17 protein-coding genes are annotated in these 15781 nt (G+C 51.4%); 11 read left to right on the top strand and 6 right to left on the bottom strand.

What is annotated here, in order from left to right:
* Positions 1 to 698 precede the first annotated feature (698 nt).
* The 4 genes from AC19YY_RS25965 to traN all read left to right on the top strand — a co-directional run bounded on the left by AC19YY_RS25965 (position 699) and on the right by traN (position 4785).
* Positions 699 to 905 (top strand): hypothetical protein, encoded by a 207-nt coding sequence (locus AC19YY_RS25965; protein ID WP_169990587.1) that lies wholly within the window; start codon positions 699 to 701, stop codon positions 903 to 905.
* A gap of 1 nt (position 906) precedes the next feature.
* Positions 907 to 1038, top strand: coding sequence for a hypothetical protein (locus tag AC19YY_RS25960; protein WP_262379181.1), 132 nt, complete (start codon positions 907 to 909; stop codon positions 1036 to 1038).
* Positions 1039 to 1180: 142 nt separating this feature from the next.
* Entirely contained in the window at positions 1181 to 1378 is a 198-nt protein-coding gene (locus AC19YY_RS25955) for a hypothetical protein (protein ID WP_169990586.1), read from the top strand.
* 173 nt (positions 1379 to 1551) lie between these two features.
* Complete coding sequence (gene traN / locus AC19YY_RS25950) at positions 1552 to 4785, top strand: conjugal transfer mating pair stabilization protein TraN (protein ID WP_169990585.1); 3234 nt, start codon at positions 1552 to 1554, stop codon at positions 4783 to 4785.
* Positions 4786 to 4838: 53 nt separating this feature from the next.
* Here traN and AC19YY_RS25945 read toward each other — a convergent pair whose 3' ends face one another.
* The 5 genes from AC19YY_RS25945 to AC19YY_RS25925 form a co-directional block, all read right to left on the bottom strand.
* Positions 4839 to 5672 (bottom strand): hypothetical protein, encoded by an 834-nt coding sequence (locus AC19YY_RS25945; protein ID WP_169990584.1) that lies wholly within the window; start codon positions 5670 to 5672, stop codon positions 4839 to 4841.
* Positions 5673 to 5753: 81 nt separating this feature from the next.
* Positions 5754 to 5927 (bottom strand): carbon storage regulator, encoded by a 174-nt coding sequence (locus AC19YY_RS25940; RefSeq protein ID WP_169990583.1) that lies wholly within the window; start codon positions 5925 to 5927, stop codon positions 5754 to 5756.
* Positions 5914 to 6846, bottom strand: a complete 933-nt coding sequence (locus AC19YY_RS25935) for a ParB-like helix-turn-helix domain-containing protein (protein ID WP_169990582.1) — start codon at positions 6844 to 6846, stop codon at positions 5914 to 5916. The genes AC19YY_RS25940 and AC19YY_RS25935 overlap by 14 nt, the downstream gene beginning before the upstream one ends.
* A 383-nt stretch (positions 6847 to 7229) precedes the next feature.
* Positions 7230 to 8087 carry a DsbA family protein gene (locus AC19YY_RS25930; RefSeq protein WP_169990581.1) on the bottom strand — a complete coding sequence of 286 codons (858 nt, stop codon included), beginning with the start codon at positions 8085 to 8087 and terminating at the stop codon, positions 7230 to 7232.
* A gap of 6 nt (positions 8088 to 8093) precedes the next feature.
* A complete protein-coding gene (locus AC19YY_RS25925) occupies positions 8094 to 8651 on the bottom strand; it encodes a hypothetical protein (RefSeq protein WP_047229966.1) in 558 nt (185 codons plus the stop codon).
* Positions 8652 to 9071: 420 nt separating this feature from the next.
* Here AC19YY_RS25925 and AC19YY_RS25920 point away from each other — a divergent pair, with 420 nt between their 5' ends.
* The 7 genes from AC19YY_RS25920 (at position 9072) to mobH (ending at position 15676) form a co-directional block, all read left to right on the top strand.
* Positions 9072 to 9578 carry a single-stranded DNA-binding protein gene (locus tag AC19YY_RS25920; RefSeq protein ID WP_169990580.1) on the top strand — a complete coding sequence of 169 codons (507 nt, stop codon included), beginning with the start codon at positions 9072 to 9074 and terminating at the stop codon, positions 9576 to 9578.
* 67 nt (positions 9579 to 9645) lie between these two features.
* Positions 9646 to 10737 carry a recombinase RecT gene (locus AC19YY_RS25915; RefSeq protein ID WP_500605089.1) on the top strand — a complete coding sequence of 364 codons (1092 nt, stop codon included), beginning with the start codon at positions 9646 to 9648 and terminating at the stop codon, positions 10735 to 10737.
* Between the two features lie 235 nt (positions 10738 to 10972).
* The gene (locus tag AC19YY_RS25910) at positions 10973 to 11221 is read left to right on the top strand and encodes a hypothetical protein (RefSeq protein ID WP_170058663.1); all 249 of its coding nucleotides are present in this window, start codon (positions 10973 to 10975) and stop codon (positions 11219 to 11221) included.
* Positions 11222 to 11354: 133 nt separating this feature from the next.
* Positions 11355 to 11534, top strand: coding sequence for a hypothetical protein (locus AC19YY_RS25905; RefSeq protein WP_169990578.1), 180 nt, complete (start codon positions 11355 to 11357; stop codon positions 11532 to 11534).
* Positions 11515 to 12018 (top strand): hypothetical protein, encoded by a 504-nt coding sequence (locus tag AC19YY_RS25900; RefSeq protein ID WP_169990577.1) that lies wholly within the window; start codon positions 11515 to 11517, stop codon positions 12016 to 12018. The genes AC19YY_RS25905 and AC19YY_RS25900 overlap by 20 nt, the downstream gene beginning before the upstream one ends.
* 183 nt (positions 12019 to 12201) lie before the next feature.
* A complete protein-coding gene (locus tag AC19YY_RS25895) occupies positions 12202 to 13245 on the top strand; it encodes a YqaJ viral recombinase family protein (protein ID WP_233096853.1) in 1044 nt (347 codons plus the stop codon).
* A gap of 169 nt (positions 13246 to 13414) precedes the next feature.
* Positions 13415 to 15676: a MobH family relaxase gene (mobH, locus tag AC19YY_RS25890; RefSeq protein ID WP_500605088.1), complete on the top strand. Its 2262-nt coding sequence runs from the start codon at positions 13415 to 13417 to the stop codon at positions 15674 to 15676.
* On the opposite strand, the gene AC19YY_RS25885 is transcribed toward mobH, so the two are convergent.
* Positions 15673 to 15781, bottom strand: a 109-nt coding sequence (locus tag AC19YY_RS25885) for an IS3 family transposase (RefSeq protein WP_138762977.1), incomplete at its 5' end; no start/stop codon positions are given. The two genes, mobH and AC19YY_RS25885, sit on opposite strands and share 4 nt — an antisense overlap.

The raw sequence follows: 15781 nt of genomic DNA, 5'->3' as shown, positions 1-15781 counted from the left end.
CTTTCAAGAACCCCTTCAGTACAGATCCCTCTGTGCTTTGAACTTAGCGCCATGCATGAGCATGTCCGCCAAGGCCTGAGTCGTGTATGCGTTCAGGCAGTGTTCTCATCATTTATAGGGTGAGGCACAAAAAGCAGAGCCACGCTTTCAAACCGGCTAAAAAAATAGCACTTAATTTATCGATATCCAACTTTCTGGATTTTGGTTTTATTTGTGAATAAAAATCCGCGGCGGGGAGGTTTCTTCCCGTCAGGGTAGTGCTCCGTCTGCATATCTTGCTAACGGAAATGCCTATGAAACTATCATCGTTCTTTTCGCAATTGTTGTTGGTGGAATTCAACTTTTCTTTAAGGCAATAGATGCCGGCGTTGGAATTGCTTAGCAATTTAATGCCGAAGAAATAATCTAGGCACGTCGCGTGCTTTGATTCAATAAGACACGGAGCTCATGAGCTTCTGGTTTTATTTAAGTCTTTGTCTCGAAGGAGGTCTTTGCGATGTTTCATGTAAACGCAATTGACGCTGTTCGCAGTGCATCATCGTTGGCAGAAGAGTCGAAATTAACGTATGCGATTTATTCGCAAGAAAACGGCTTTATTGTTGTTCCTCTAGTTCAACCGAATGGCTTGGAGTTAGAGATAATTAAACCCTGACGGGGAATCCCGTTGGGGCTCCTCGTCTTTTTGAGGAGAAAAAAATATGTTCAAGAAAATACTTTTTGACTGGATCAAGGCTTCACTTATGGGCGTGGGCTGCAGCTTACTGGCTGCTGCTTTTGTCTCCATCGTTACACCAGGGACGCATCCGCTTGTCGTATCGTTCTGTCTGGTGCTTGGTGTGGTAATGATGATCGCCGATTTGGTGGTATCCTTGGTAACAGCGTTAAGAAATCCGAAAGGAGAATGAAATGGACTCGATGCAGATGCTTGTTTACGCAATCGTAGGGGTTGTCAGCGTTTTGGCTCTAGCCGGTGTGATTGGTTATGTGGTCGCTGATCGTCTCGACAAGAAACACGGCACGAACATCAAGGCCCACTGAGTCTTCCCGCATGGGTAGACCCAGTGAACGGATTAAAGTCTAGCTTCGGCTAGACTGCTGCGTGGTCACCCTCCGTGGGTGATCCACCAGAGTCCTTCCGTGTGAAGGGCTCCGGGGATCACCCACACCTGGAGAGTTGAACATGACCGCAGCAAACGCACTATTTTGCCAAAAACTTCAAGAACTGATGGTCGAGTCTGGACGGGTGTTCAAAGTCCCCGAGCAGATCGCCAGAACGGTTTCATCCTCCGATCCTGATACCCGGTTCGTAAAATCATGGGCGGTTATTCACCACCTGATTCCGAGTGATGGCCAGGTCTTAGTAGCACCTGAGGCATGATCAAAAATATAGCGAGCCCCGGCCGGTGACCCACCAGTCGGGGCTTTGCTTTTTCAGGCGATTTTGTTGCTTGAAACCGACCCATCACTTTCAGACCTTCACATAGCATCGAAGCATCCCCATTTTTGGACATGCGATCGATGCGACAACCATTGAAAACAACACTGAGACGAATGGTCAACGTGACTGTTATAGGGTTGTACCTTAACAGTATGACGTTCACGGCCTGGGCTGACGCAGTGACGGCTGGGTCTTCAGCAGGGCAGTCAGTAGGCCAACAAGTACTCCAGGCTTTTGATGGTGGCGACGCCTCCGTTACTCTTCAGGATCTGTTCCCTGATCTTGGAGATACAGCATCACTGGAAAAGGTTTACGGGGACGATGTAAAGACCATTGATATGGGGATCCAGGCGAATACTCGTCTTAAATCCGAGAGCTCGGCCGAAGGCGATGCTTATAGAACGTTAATCGACAGCGGTAACCGACTTTCTGTGGACCTCTCGAAAGACCCTATGCTTAACCAGGCAGATAAAGTTAGATCCCCTGAGTTTATGGACGGCTTCAAGCAAAACTTCTCAGATTGTAAAAGAACAGATGTTTTTGAAACGGTAACCAAAAACGCCCATGTTGCAAATTACAAAACCTGCGAGCGCGTGGTTGATCAAGGCGGTAGCGTCGAATTCACACATGATTATAAAGTGGGCGTTGTCGAATATGTATCTGGACAGCCTAACTTTCAATCCTGTGGTGTAGGATGTTTATATATCTGGGTAGGAACCGTAGGTGATAACTACTGGAGTGGGCAATGCAAGATCTTTGAGGAGTACACCAGGTTTAGGGTGCTCGCAAAGGATTCAATTATTTCAGCAACAGTAGATAATGCGGTTTTCGACGACTACTTTGAAGTTGTGTTTGACGATAAAGTGCTATGGTCTCATACACCAGGAGTGTTTCCGCCCGAAACGGCAGGAGGCTGTGAGCGTAGCACTAACTGGAATGTATCTCCTGGCGCAGACATAACAGACAAGTTTACAGAAAGTAATGATGTGATTACGTTCAAAACCAGGACGTCCGTTACTGGTCGCGGTGAAGGGTATGCAAGAATCAAAATAATATATGATCCGGCTAAAGCGTTCGTTGATAACGGTTGGGGGCCGAAAGAACGTCTGCCTATGTTCAACATGATAGATGATGGGTTTTGTAAAGACTCTCAAATATCCTGCACTTCCATGCCAGATGTAGACGCTAATGGCTGTATTGAGAAGAACGGTGCTCGCGTTTGCGGTTCAGATATGACCTCTTCGCCGCACTCAAGTATTGATCCTCTGTGTGAAAAGGCCACAGTGAGTGCCGAGTGCTCATTTTACAAAGGTCCGATGGAGTGCTATAGGGATGCTAATGGAAATGAACAGTGCCCTACGAATGGCGCAGAAAGTTGCGGCGTGAATCATGATATTAAAATAGCCTCACAAGCTTTGGTAGGGCGTTTTGCTGCCAACGGCAGAGACATAGCAACTGCTGAACTTGATTTTGTTGCTGGTACATGGAAAACGATTTCACCCTCAGACGGAACACTTTTCAATGGGAGTGTATCCAAAGCTGATTATAAGGAATATTGCACAGATAAGGTTAGTCAGATTGACTCAATGGGAATAGGTCTATGGCCAGAGCATGGGCTCGGAGGCATACTCGATACTTCGATCAATCAAAGAATAATACAGGCACCAACCTGTGAAAATGGGTTAAAAGCAATAATACAAATACAGGACACCAAATCTGATGGCGATTTGGAGTTTGTGCTCTCCGGAGAGGTTCGTTTTAGAATGTCTAAAATCGAATCTGATGTCTGGACACCTCAAAGCTGTGTTAATCAGGGTAAAGCAGTTCTAAATGGCGAGTGTACATCGGGCTCGATTAAAGTGACTAAGGGGGTCGAAAGTGAAGGCGAATGCGGAACCATAGCAGGAGTCCATATTTGCCCAGGCTCGCCCCTTTATGATCAGATCAAAGCCAGTCCTCTAGGTACCTCACGCTTAGCCGAGCAAGTTAGAGTTACTGGGTGTGGAACTACATCTTCGAGAACCAACACCTGTACCAAGTATGAAGAAGATCCGAGTTGTGGGTTTATTTCACAGGGATGTATAGAAGGCACTAAAGGTGAAAGCGGTAGTTGTTATGCCTTTGAGGAGATTTGGGACTGCGGTTATGACACGAGTTATGAAACGATTGTTAATACAGGCTCCCAAATTGACTGTCCTGGTGGGGCACGCTGTATGGGTAGCGAATGTTTTGACACCTCGAATACGAAGAGCGGTGACTTCGCCTATGCCGTTGCCATGCTTCAGGTCGCTCAATTCGCAGAGCACGACCTCGATTGTGGGGGTGACGGTACCGACATCAACGAGGCTAATGAGTGCAAGATTTTCAAAGGCGATGCAATGGAGTGCAAGAAGGCACTTGGTGGTTATGTCGACTGCTGCGAAGCTCCCGAAAGCGTTAGCATTTTCGACTATGTAAACCTGACGATGAATACTCTCAAGATGACTAGTTCGCTTGAGGCACTCAACAGAACAGGTAGTTTGTTCTCTCCTGGCTACTGGGCCGCCGGCAGTAACGCAGTAATGGCCGCCGGTACTTCTGTAGTGAAGGGCCAGTGGGGGACAGTCGTAGATGCTGCGACAGGCGCTTTCGAGAAGACTCTCAGCGGCACCTTAGAGCAAACAGCTTTGAGTAAGTTGCAAACCTGGCTCATGCAGAAGGCTTACGATGCAATGGTAGAAATGGGCGCAGGAGCCGCGGCTGACGCTGTGTTTGCTACCGGTGCTGATGGTGCGGTTACCGGCCTTGGGGCTAATGCTGCGATGGTGCTGAATATTATCGGCTGGGTGTACATGGTTTATGTGATTGTCGATCTGTTAATCAACATCATATGGGAATGCGAAGAGAAGGAGTTCGAGCTGGGCGCTAAAAAGGAAACCCGCCAATGCCACTTCGTCGGAAGCTACTGTGCCTCTAAGGTATTGGGCTCTTGTGTTGAAAAAAGGGAGGCATATTGCTGCTTTGGATCGGTGGTTGCGAGAATCATCCAGGAGTCCGCTCGTGAGCAGTTGGGGCTCGGTTGGGGTGAGACCAAGACACCTTCCTGCGAAGGGATTACGCCAACTCAGATGGCGAAGATGGATTGGACTCGTGTCGACCTTTCAGAGTGGATCGGGATGTTAAATTTGGCAGGAAGACTGCCGACTGCTTCTACGGTCTCACTTGAGGACGTAACTGGCGGCGGTAGCGGCCTTGGTGGTCTATCTGAAGGGACCAAACGGCTTAACACCCTGGATCGGAACCTCGAAAGACTGAATGGGTTCGATGTAGACGGAGTTAAAAAACAGTATGAAAAAGATCTGAAGTAACTCTAAGGCATAGAAAAGCCCCGCATAGCGGGGCTTTGTTTTTCATGTGTCAGCTACTTACCGATGAAGTACTTCGCCTCCCCCTGATTGAAAATAGCAGCTGGAATTGAGTTGTTCCGTAGCTTTTGGCCTGGATGGTAGATGTAGATCCAAGCGGGTAAGTTGCGCGAAGCGAGAAGCATGGCATCTGACACCGTCATCCCATTTTTTGAGGCGTCCAGGACGAACTGATTGTCGCGGATGAAGATGGGTCCGTATGCTGCGGCCGACTTCAGAAACTCGGGTGCTGGGGATGGTGCGTCGGTAAATGGGATGGGCCTCTCAGCGTAGCTATCAGCCAAAGAGGCATAAGCCCGGGAATGACCATCGGGATATTTACCGACATGCATTGGCAGCTTGGACATGCCCTTCACGAACACCCTGTTACGAGCTTCCTCTACTTTCGCCAGTGCGAGAGCCGATGCTTCCGCTGGGCTGGACGCTTGATCAGCAGGAACCCAGGCGACAACCTGTGTTGCATGCGAAGGGTCGCTAGATCCGCCAAGGATCATAAGACCGAGACTTGCGCTCGCAGCAGCACCTCCACTAAACCCGCTGGGAGGTGCCGCCAGACTCACACCAGCAACAGCAGCATCAGCACCTGCTGCCGCAGTGTTGCCAGGTGCAGTGCTAGCAAACGACTCAGCCTTTTCACGCGGCACGTCACGCTGGCCAGAAATCTTCATGGCAGTCAAAACGTGCATCGCATCAGACCATTTTTCCTTAGGTACTGTCTGCGGATCGGGCAGTTGCACGGATTTAACCTTCTGCGGAGAAGAGCACCCGACCAAGAGGGCGATACCCACAGCTAGGAACCCAGTACGGATCGATATGTTGCTGTTCTTCATTGTGAAACTCCCTTTTTCGATAGCCATAGATTACCGTTTTCGGCGGTGATCCCAAGTGAAGTCAAGCGGCTTAATGTGCTATCAGGGCATCTTTCCGTTCTGGATGCGCTGGTAGATCTCTTCGCGGTAGATCTTCACCTCTTTCGGCGCATCAAACGCCAACCTGACTGTACCGTTCGCAGCCTTAGTGACGATCACCTGTATGTTGTCACTGAGCCGAATAGACTCCCCAACCTTTCGCTCAATGTGCAGCATCACTGGCTCCTCCGGCTTCAGCCGTATTCTGGCTGGCCTCGTACTTATCCAGGATCTTCAGCAGCGATTCCGCCGCCTTTGAGTCAAGCCGCAACTCATGCTGTGCATCGCCTCCGTACTTGAGCTGATGTCGCAAGCTTCCTGTAAGGCCGCTCAGTGCGCTGAACGCGCTCATTGCCTCCTTAGGCGTTACCTTGAACTTACCAAGCGCTTTGTTGGCGTCTGAGCCCGTTGGGCGGGCGCGGCCTGAGGCCTTCGCACCTTCGATCATCCCCAGCAGCTTGGGATATGCGTTCTGCCCAGTTCCTCGCAGTTCCGCCAGAACATCGATAACGGGTGATGCTTTAATTAAATCCTCTCGGACGAGTTGTTTGACATTCTCTTCTGCGTTGGCGAGCAGCAACAGTCGCTCAACATGAGTGATGCTCCTGTTCATGCGATCGGCGATCTGTGCTGGGCTCCAGTTTTGCCCGGCCAGGCGTTTGTAGCCTTCTCCTCGTTCCAGCGGCAGCAGCTCTTTTCCTTCGCTGGTCTTGATCATCATCACAACAGCGTCGGACTGATTTCCTTTGAACTCGTTGACCATCAGGCCAGGAAGGTTTGCACCGCGCCCATCAGCAATGAGAGCGCCAGTTAGGCGATGGTGACCTTCGCGAATAACCAGGCGTGGGTTGCCGTCGATGATCTTCAATTCGGCGACTACCGGGGGCACATAGAGGCCCAGCTCATAAGACTTTGCGAAGCCTTCGGCATGGTTAGGATCTATGGGCCTCAGATTGAAGCCTTCTTCGATAGCAAACCAGTCAAGCGGTGCGATATAGATATTGTTGCGGATCATCTGTTCGTCGCGAGGAACACCAATTTTCTTCAGGTACTCGTCCAGTTGGCGAAACGATGCAATGCGGGGTAAATCGGTCATGGCGTATCTCCCTGATACGTTTGTTGAGGTCAATTCAGTACATCACTGCTGTCGAATATCCCAAGCACAAGAAAAACCCCGCCGGAGCGGGGTTGCAGTCGTCGACTTCTAGGTGAAGCCGGAAAGTGGCCAAGCCGTTCCTCAAATACCAGCCGGCTATGACCGAGAACACCAGCCCTGCGCTCAGGTCAGCGGCGATAAAGACCTCTTCATTTGCAAAGAGGGTGTATCTATTGGCTGAAATGGGATCGAAAACCTCTTCCCAGCTATTAGCCCTGCGTATTACGTGGCAAAGGTAGGCTCGAGCGTGTAGCTGCTGAGTCATGGCGTAACAATCGCACGAAGGCGAACGAATGCCGTCGGCAGCAAGCCGGCAGGCCCTTTTATTCAGACTTTTGAGCACCGATCTCCTGAACCGTGGCCGCAGAAGGGGGATCCAACTTTTCCTGGTTGGGAGTCTCGTCGCGCATTTTTACCAGTTGCTGCATGGTTTGTAGGAGCACCTGTGTGCTTTGAGCACCTTTCACTAGCAGTTTGTTACCTGTCAGGTTGTCGACGACGACAGTGGCTGGCGTGCCGGTCACACCCATATTCGTGCCTTTTTTCACCTGGTTGTCGATCAAGACCTGGTACTTGCCGCTTTCCATGCACTGACGGTAGGCATCCAGGGGAGCACCAACTTCCTGCGCAAGACGTTCTACGTCCTCGACACCTTGACCATTCAGTTGGGTGCGAGCGAACCACTCGCCAGTGAAGGCCCAGAACGCTTTATTGCCGGCAAGCTCTGCTACACACTCAGACGCATGAGCTGCCACTTCGGCTGCTGGGTTGTGGAACGCTAGGGGGTAATGCTGCCATTCCCAGTTAATACGCCCTTCGGACTTGTCAGCCATTTGCTTTGGCGTGTCATGGAAACGCTTGCAGTAAGGGCATTCCAAGTCACTGAACTCAACCAGAGTGAACTGGGCGTCCTTGTTGCCGTAGATGTGGCGACCTTCAATAGACGTGTCAGATGCGCCGCTCCATTTGGAAAGGATTTTTGCCTTTGCAGCGTTGATCTTCTCGATCTCACGATTCTTGAGGGTTTTGTCTACTGCCCCTGGTAACTGCTCCTCAAGGGCATTCTTCACAGCCATGTCGGTGTAGCTTTGACTCATGAGGGAAGACACTCCGATAGCAACGGCAGAGGTCACGAGGGAAACGCCAATGGCGGTAGCGAGAGTGGGATTGAATTTAGACATGAAAGATCACTTGTAGGAGGGGGAAAGAGACTGTTTCAGGTGAAGTGGGACATCCTTTGGGGTGCCCTCAACGAGAATCACCCACTCCTCGTAGCTCAACCGTTGCGCACCTTTGCAGAGCTTGTTCCGGACGGTTATGTACTCGTCAACTGAACCGGCCGCGTTAGCCAAGGTAACGATGCGCTCGCTTGCCGCGGGTTGGCCCAGAGCGAAGGTCTGCGCCACATTCGTAGAGTCCGCACAGTTGGCCTGGTACACGGAGGAGGGGACAGAAACGCTATCGTTCGTTGTGAAACGTGCTTGCAGTTCTGGGTGAAGTTTCCCTGCAGTGATCTCGAGAACGTCGAGGCTGCCAAGAACTGGTTGATAGGCAGGCTTTCGCAGCGCTGCACCGCCTCGGCCGGTATGCCCCCAGCTAGTGTGGTATTCGCGCATGTCAGGTTCGTAGCTTGATACTTCGAACGCTGTTCCCAAGGCAGGGGGTTCTGGCTTGTTGGCACAACCCGCTGTGATCGCCAAGCCAATGGCCAGGCCTAGCGGCAGGAGAGATTTAAGGTGGTGCATGGTTGATCCTCAGAGGCTGGTAAGTACCATTTTCCTCCGTACAGAAAAGGGGATGGCCCGTTTTCAGGACGAAAAAGCGACTGAAAAAACGTCGACACAAATCCCGCTTGCCATTGGATTCTGCTTGTTGCAGACTTTCTATTACGTCGAGTACATCGGCGTCATAAATCCCGACTGCATGCCTTGCAGTCCATCCAGGCCCAGCGCCTCATGGTTGAATCTCAGCCATCATGAATTCCCAGATTAAGTCAGCCCACATGTGTGGATTGATTTAGTCATGCGCTTCGTCGCATGGTCGGCTTGTTGGCCGTCTCAAAAGTACAACCAAAAAAACCATGAAAAAACAAACCCCAACGGGGCAGCTATTGCCTCCGTCTGGGGTAATGCCGCCCCGTAGTTCTATCTAAATGGAGAAATACTATGGCTCGCGGCGTAAATAAAGTGATCTTGGTTGGTACCTGTGGCCAAGATCCAGAAACTCGCTACTTACCTAACGGTAATGCAGTGACCAATCTCAGCCTTGCAACAAGTGAACAGTGGACTGACAAACAGACAGGACAGAAAGTCGAAAAGACCGAATGGCACCGTGTTTCTTTGTTTGGAAAAGTCGCTGAAATCGCTGGTGAGTATCTGCGTAAAGGAGCGCAGGTATACATCGAAGGTAAGCTTCAAACACGAGAGTGGGAAAAAGACGGTATTAAGCGGTATACCACCGAAATTATCGTCGACATGCAGGGCAAGATGCAGCTCCTGGGTGGTAAACCAGATCGGAGCGATTCTCAAGGTCAACCCCAACAGAGTCGCCCTCAACAACGTCCTAGCCAGCAACAGCGTGAACCGGCTCCTCAGCAAGGTGCAGGGTTCGATAGCTTCGACGACGACATCCCTTTTGCCCCTATTAGCCGTTTGCTACTAAACATCATCTAATTAGGCAAAAGCCAGTCAAGAACTAACGCACCTACGGGTGCGTTTTCTTTATAGAAAGGAAAATGATATGAGCGATAACTTCCAAAACGCAGTTGCAATCATTGCGAAGCAAGCAGAAAAGTTTATCAAGCTCGTGGAGTCGTCGAAGACTGACGTTATGTTCAAAAATGAGCTGCTTTATGCATCGCAAGCCATGATGAACAACGACTATCTATGCAAATGTGCGACGTCTAACCCACTAAGCCTTAGAAATGCGTTTAGCCAGGTTGCGGCATACGGACTGACCCTCAATCAATCTCGACAGCTTGCTTACTTGGTGCCCCGAGATGGGCAGGTGGTATTGGATGTGTCCTGGAGGGGCATGGTCAAAGTCGCCGTGAACGACGCTGCAATCCGTGATTGCATCGTTGAATTGGTCTACTCGAAAGACAAATTCGAGTACAGAGGTAAGCGGCAAAGCCCTATTCATACGTTCAATCCCTTCGACAAGAAGGCTGATCGTGGAGAGTTTGTAGGTTGCTACGTCGAAGCTTCTCTGCCTGATGGGCGAGTGCACGTTGAAGCGGTTACCGCTGATGAAATCTGTGCCGCACGTGATGCTTCCGAGCTGTGGAAACGGAAGAAGAAAGGCCCCTGGGTCGACTTCGAAGATTCCATGCGCAAGAAGTCTGCTATCAAGATCGCAAGAAAATACTGGCCTCAAACCGGCTCAAAGCTGGACGGAGTGATTCAGTACCTCAATACAGACGCTGGCGAAGGATTTTCTACCAACGATGTGCCAGTCGAAGTTGTTGAGCGATTTATGGGCTCTGCTGAAGTGGTGGAACCTGAGCCGTTGCCGACCTCTAACCAGGCAGATCAACACTTAGAACCCACATTGCAGCCGGAACAGACCGCTAAACCTGGGGTTGCAGAACCTGCTCAAGCAGATGATGTGATTGAAGGTGAAGTTGTCCGTGACGGAAGTCAGGTGCCGCCGCCAGCAGATCTATCCGACAAGGTGATCAAGAAGGTTGCGGAGGTCGTTCGGCGAGCTCGTGACGCCAAAAGTTGGGAGCCCGCACTCGAGTACGTTTCGACGTGGCCTGTAGAAGCTCGGAATTACGCAGTAACCCAACTGAAATCTGCGCAGTACGCTGCTCATTCACAAGGTGATTGACGCTAAAACCTCTATGAGGGGCCTTGTTGCAAAGGGCGTCTCGAACTGACCACAACCCTGCGGGGCTTTCCCGTTAAGGGGCTCCGTGTTCAGAAAGGAACCAACAAGATGGCTGACTTGATCGTCTTCATCCTGACCCTATTGCTGCCGTAAAGCGTAGGACAAAACAACTCCCTGACGGGGCACATCCCGCCAGGTGATTGCCCTTCGTCGCTCCCTATAAGGAAATTAAGTGATGAAAAAAGTGATCGTAATTGTAGGGGCCGCTGCTGTACTAGCGGCTCTGTTTCTCGTCGGAGTGGATCTGAATAATGAATTCAGTGATGCATCTGCCGAGGAAATAAAATCTGTTAGCGCCGAGTCACATTGCTCTCGACAACTGCTACTTCAGGCAAATCGAGAGGCTCGAATAATTCGAGTTCGCGACCTCGATAAGGCCAGGGCTCTTTGCGCTAGGATCGACCAACAAGCTAACGGCTTCTAACGAGAGCAGTTGTTCTGGGAAACCAAGACACATTGCTAAGTAGAAATCTGTATTCGTTTCACCCTGAGGGGGCATCCCCTCTCAGGGACGGTGCCTCTTTTTCAGGGTTAAAAATCTGAGAAGGAGATACACCATGCGGACTTACATCCTATCGATGGTCGTTCTGGGCACAAAGCAGAAGACGACCTTCCGTTGCGAAGCAAGCACTTTCGGTGAAGCGATCGACAAAGCAGAGAAAGCTCATCCGGGTTTTTTTGCCGTTCTGAACAACTCCCCTGCAGGAGAGCAGAACAATGCGACCGTCAACCGTTAAGAGCCTTAAGGACTCCCTTGCTAATTGGGGGGAGAACAAAGAAGAGGGTGGTGCGTTCGCCGAATACGCGGATGAAATGATCGAGCAATTTCAGGTGAAGCTCATTCTTCTGGAATACCTGCTCTGTCAGTTTTTTATACATGGAATTGGCTTAACGCTGAAGCACCGGAGCCGGGAAGCCTGGGGTGTTCTGGTCCCTGACGCATCAGAGCAAGGGCGCTTCAGGTGGCAGGCGTTTCAGAGTGATGGCTTCACTGGCCATTGCACACACGACACGCCAGAGCTTTGCATAGGCGACATGCTTGACGATGGTTATGCGCTTCTCGATATGGGGGCGCTTGATCGAGTGTCTGGCACCGCTGAATGGAAGCGTGGCATGGAGATCGTTGCAGTGATTCAGGCTTGCAATGCAGGTCAGTTGAGCTTCGAGGATGCCATGCGAAAGCGAACAGAAATCTACTCCCGCTATGCGAAGGCTGCGTAGGCGTGAGGGTCACGGGAGCACCAGTGAAAAAACATCCCCTGAGGGCGAAAGCCCTCCGGGGGTTCGCCTTTTCGGGGGTACCACTTTGGTTTTCGAACAAGAGTGGTGAACTTGAGAAAAGGAGAAATTAGATGAAGACCTTTGAATCCAGCTTCATGCCGGTGCTCTATGGGGGTGTCAACAATGCACATCGTTGACATCGCACAGCGGACGCCTGAGTGGCATATATGGCGAAGGGAAGGGATCAGTGCAACCAGTTGCGCGGTCATCATGGGTGAGAACCCAGATAAAACGCCCCTGGAGTTGTGGAAAGAACTGGTCGGAATTGTCGAGCCAGCTGACTTGTCGGTAATCCCGCAGGTTAGGAGGGGAGTCAAATTCGAACCGATGGCACTACAAGCCTTTGAGGATAAGTACGGCAAAATTGCTTTGCCGTTCTGTGCAGAGTCGACCGCATACCCGTTTATTCGGGCGTCGTTCGATGGGGTTCTGGATGATAAGTCACCGGTAGAGATCAAAAATCTTTCTGAGACCAACCATCTGGAGGTACTGCAGCTTAGGGAGCACAGCACGCCATTCAAGCTCTACCGCTGGCAAGTGCTGCATCAGATGATCGTCAGTGGTGCGCGGCGCGGTTACCTGTGGTTTTGGTCGCCGAAGCATGAGCCTTGCTGTCTGATCGTCGACTGGGATGACCTCCTGGTGAGACGAATCATTCAGGCAGAAGAGCTCTTCTGGGGGCTAGTGATGCGCGGGGTGCCGCCGGAGGCTAATCCAATGCGGGACCTTATTCCGCTGGATAGGCTGAACCTGGCTGTTTGGCGTCCGTTAGCAAGTGCCAGAAGGGCGAAGGAGAGCAAAATAGCTGAGCTGAAAGCCCAGTTGAAAGTGCTCACCAAGGAAGCAAAAGACCTTGAAGCCGAGATCTTTCCGTTGCTTGGAGAGTTCCGGAGGGCCGATGCTCTTGGTGTGAAAGTCACGAGTTATGAAGTGGCTGGCACTGTGGATTGGAAAGGTGTGGCGCATGAGCTAAAGGGGGTTATTCCACTTGATGTGATTGCTAGACACCAGACCGGTTCGTCAATGGCCACGAGGTTCTCTGTGGATGCCTCATACGATGAAAGTCAGGCTAAACCTGAGCCGTTGCCTCGCATACGGCAAAAGGTGGAAGCCATATCTGAGGCGGTCGAAGAACCGTCACAATTTTTTGGGACCTTCTGGTTCTAACATCTCAGCCCGGCACTTGCCGGGCTTTTTTTCGACCATAAAACGGCCTGAAATCGAAACTCAAGCCTGTATCCCTCACGCATCATTCTCAGCACACAATATGGCCGAGAAGCGTATGCCTCCTTTTTCATTCTTGAAACGCCTGTGGCCACGTAGCGAGCGGTCTCTGATGGACAGCTTCGCGCATCCGGCCGAGCAGATGATTACTCCTGAAATCAAGCGTTATCTTGAAAACCATAACTGGCGAAATCTTCGGTACCCACCTTACCAAGAGGGCTATCCGGGTGGGGTTCCCGGCCAGTGGTTCATGCGTAATTATCAGCACGAGTTGTACGACCGGATTATTCATTCAGTCGGTATGCCTGATAACGAGCTCAAACTCTACGTTGAGCCGATCCTGGTAAATTTCGCCGAGTTGGCGCACATGCTGCCGGCGTCGGAGAACCACCATCATTCCGGCCCAGGTGGATTGCTCCGGCATAGTCTTGAGGTCGCCTCGCTCACCCTGGACGGGTGCCTCACGACCGCCTTCGATACTAATGAGACCCCAGCACGCCGAAGTATGCGTTTGCGCCGGTGGTACGTCGCGGGAATTGCGGCGGGGTTGCTCCACGACGCAGGGAAACCGCTCACGGACATTCGAGCTACTGATTTTGAGGGCAACAACCAGTGGATCTATGCGCAAGAGACACTCCATGACTGGTCAGCACGCCACAAGCTGGCCCGCTATTTCCTTCACTGGAATTCCAATAGGCATGGCAACCATGTTCAGGTCTCTGTAGCGCAAGCCACACGCATCATTCCCCCGGCTGTACAGGCATGGCTGATTGAAGGTGGCCACGACATCTATGAAGCTCTCCTGAACGCAATTTCCGGTACCGGAAACTCTCCGTTGACCGAGTTGGTTAAATGGGCCGACTCAGCATCCACCAAGCGTGACCTCAATCGAGGATCAAATAATGGTGGAGGTCACGCAACAGGAGTCCCGGTACCGCGGTTGGTGTCGGATGCAATGCTAAGGTTGTTGAGTCATGGAACCTGGAAGATCAACACTCCTGGTGGCCGTGTATGGGTTGCCACTGATGGTGTCTATATCGCTTGGAACCAAGGTGCGGAAGAGATCGTTAGCATGCTCGTTGCTGATGGGGTCGTGGCCATTCCTCGATCGCCTGACACGCTGATTGGCACTTTAGTAGATCACGGGATAGCAGAAAGGGCCCCCAGTGGCGACCTGCACTGGCTGATTACGCCACACCTATTGCGCAAGAACGGCAAAGGGCCGGCGCTACGCTGCATGAAGCTTTTGAATCCGGATATCTTGTTTCCGACCACACCGATTCCCCCGCCAGTTTCTATAAGCATCGGGAGGGAGGGAAAGCAGAAGGAGGTTATTGCTCCAAACGATACGGCCGGAGCAGCAGCAAATGCGTTGAGCGAGCATCAGGTCGACCTATTTGGTGCTGATCTAACTGGTGATTCAAGCGAGGATACTGACTTTGACTCGGGCTCCTCATCTCCTAAAGAGTCCGTATCGTCCAAGCCAGCACGAAAGAAAAAAGTAGCACAGACTCAAAAAGCTGCGATTCCAGCGACGTCATCGCCTGGAGTGAGCCTGAATCAAGGCCAGACCCCGACCGAAAATGCACTGGTTGATGAGAGTTCAGTTGCTGCAACTGGCGATACAGCCGGCACCACCCCAACCCAACCAGGTGAAGACTTGGATGCGGTTGCTGAGGAGGATCCAACACCTCCTTCCCCCCCTCCCACCCTCGAGGAAATGTTGCTCTTCTTGAGCCCGAACTCAACGGCAATAGACTCTCCACAGGAAGAAAATCTCCCTCCTGTTGAGCTAGGCTTCATCGAGCCATCTAACGATGGTACGCAACCTGGGCTATGCCAAGCGACGCTAGAACTGTTGCCTCGCCAAGAGAAAATCTCTCTAAATTCTATTATGGGACAAGGGAAGCGCACACCCAAAGCCATCCCTCTGGCGGAAGCGCGGCAGCAGAAAAGCGAAGAAGTAGGCACAGCCCTGGAGCCACTGCAGGTTGCTTCAAGCGTGTTCCCCAAAGATCTCCTCTCGAAGCTCACAGCGCACGAATCTTACCTGTTGGAGCAACAACCTGATCTTGCTCAAAAACTCATCAATGCGGCTGAACATCCCGAGAAAGCGGCATTAGCGAGAAACAAGGTGTTCATTCAACTGGGGAAATCTACATTCCTTGCTGAGGACATCCACCCGCTCGTACATGCGGGTTGGCTGTGGCAGGACATCACTGTTGAGGGCCCAGCCCTGACCCGAACCCTACAGTCACGTGAAGGCTTCATGCTCACGGCCGATTACAGCGTCATCTTCTGCAAGCTAGCAGATCTTGACTGGATTATTCCCCACATATCCCGGCTTCGTGATGAATCGCCCCGGGTTTTCTAGACACTCTCAAGGCTCGCTGCGTAACGCTTTTCAAACTCTACCGGTGACAGCTGATTGTTGAAACTGTGGCGTCGTTTTGGGTTGTAAAACATCTCGATGTAATCG

Source organism: Pseudomonas sp. MF09156 (assembly GCF_059862305.1).
The sequence above is the reverse complement of the archived record's forward strand: the minus strand, read 5'-3'. Positions and strand labels throughout refer to the sequence as shown.

Bases quoted from the DNA above. Each gene is read 5' to 3' on its own strand.
- AC19YY_RS25945 (WP_169990584.1), bottom strand. From the start codon at position 5,672: ATGAAGAACAGCAACATATCGATCCGTACTGGGTTCCTAGCTGTGGGT.
- AC19YY_RS25940 (WP_169990583.1), bottom strand. From the start codon at position 5,927: ATGCTGCACATTGAGCGAAAGGTTGGGGAGTCTATTCGGCTCAGTGAC.
- mobH (WP_500605088.1), top strand. From the start codon at position 13,415: ATGGACAGCTTCGCGCATCCGGCCGAGCAGATGATTACTCCTGAAATC.
- traN (WP_169990585.1), top strand. From the start codon at position 1,552: ATGGTCAACGTGACTGTTATAGGGTTGTACCTTAACAGTATGACGTTC.
- AC19YY_RS25960 (WP_262379181.1), top strand. From the start codon at position 907: ATGGACTCGATGCAGATGCTTGTTTACGCAATCGTAGGGGTTGTCAGC.
- AC19YY_RS25955 (WP_169990586.1), top strand. From the start codon at position 1,181: ATGACCGCAGCAAACGCACTATTTTGCCAAAAACTTCAAGAACTGATG.
- AC19YY_RS25965 (WP_169990587.1), top strand. From the start codon at position 699: ATGTTCAAGAAAATACTTTTTGACTGGATCAAGGCTTCACTTATGGGC.
- AC19YY_RS25920 (WP_169990580.1), top strand. From the start codon at position 9,072: ATGGCTCGCGGCGTAAATAAAGTGATCTTGGTTGGTACCTGTGGCCAA.
- AC19YY_RS25895 (WP_233096853.1), top strand. From the start codon at position 12,202: ATGCACATCGTTGACATCGCACAGCGGACGCCTGAGTGGCATATATGG.
- AC19YY_RS25930 (WP_169990581.1), bottom strand. From the start codon at position 8,087: ATGTCTAAATTCAATCCCACTCTCGCTACCGCCATTGGCGTTTCCCTC.
- AC19YY_RS25915 (WP_500605089.1), top strand. From the start codon at position 9,646: ATGAGCGATAACTTCCAAAACGCAGTTGCAATCATTGCGAAGCAAGCA.
- AC19YY_RS25900 (WP_169990577.1), top strand. From the start codon at position 11,515: ATGCGACCGTCAACCGTTAAGAGCCTTAAGGACTCCCTTGCTAATTGG.
- AC19YY_RS25905 (WP_169990578.1), top strand. From the start codon at position 11,355: ATGCGGACTTACATCCTATCGATGGTCGTTCTGGGCACAAAGCAGAAG.
- AC19YY_RS25925 (WP_047229966.1), bottom strand. From the start codon at position 8,651: ATGCACCACCTTAAATCTCTCCTGCCGCTAGGCCTGGCCATTGGCTTG.
- AC19YY_RS25910 (WP_170058663.1), top strand. From the start codon at position 10,973: ATGAAAAAAGTGATCGTAATTGTAGGGGCCGCTGCTGTACTAGCGGCT.
- AC19YY_RS25935 (WP_169990582.1), bottom strand. From the start codon at position 6,846: ATGACCGATTTACCCCGCATTGCATCGTTTCGCCAACTGGACGAGTAC.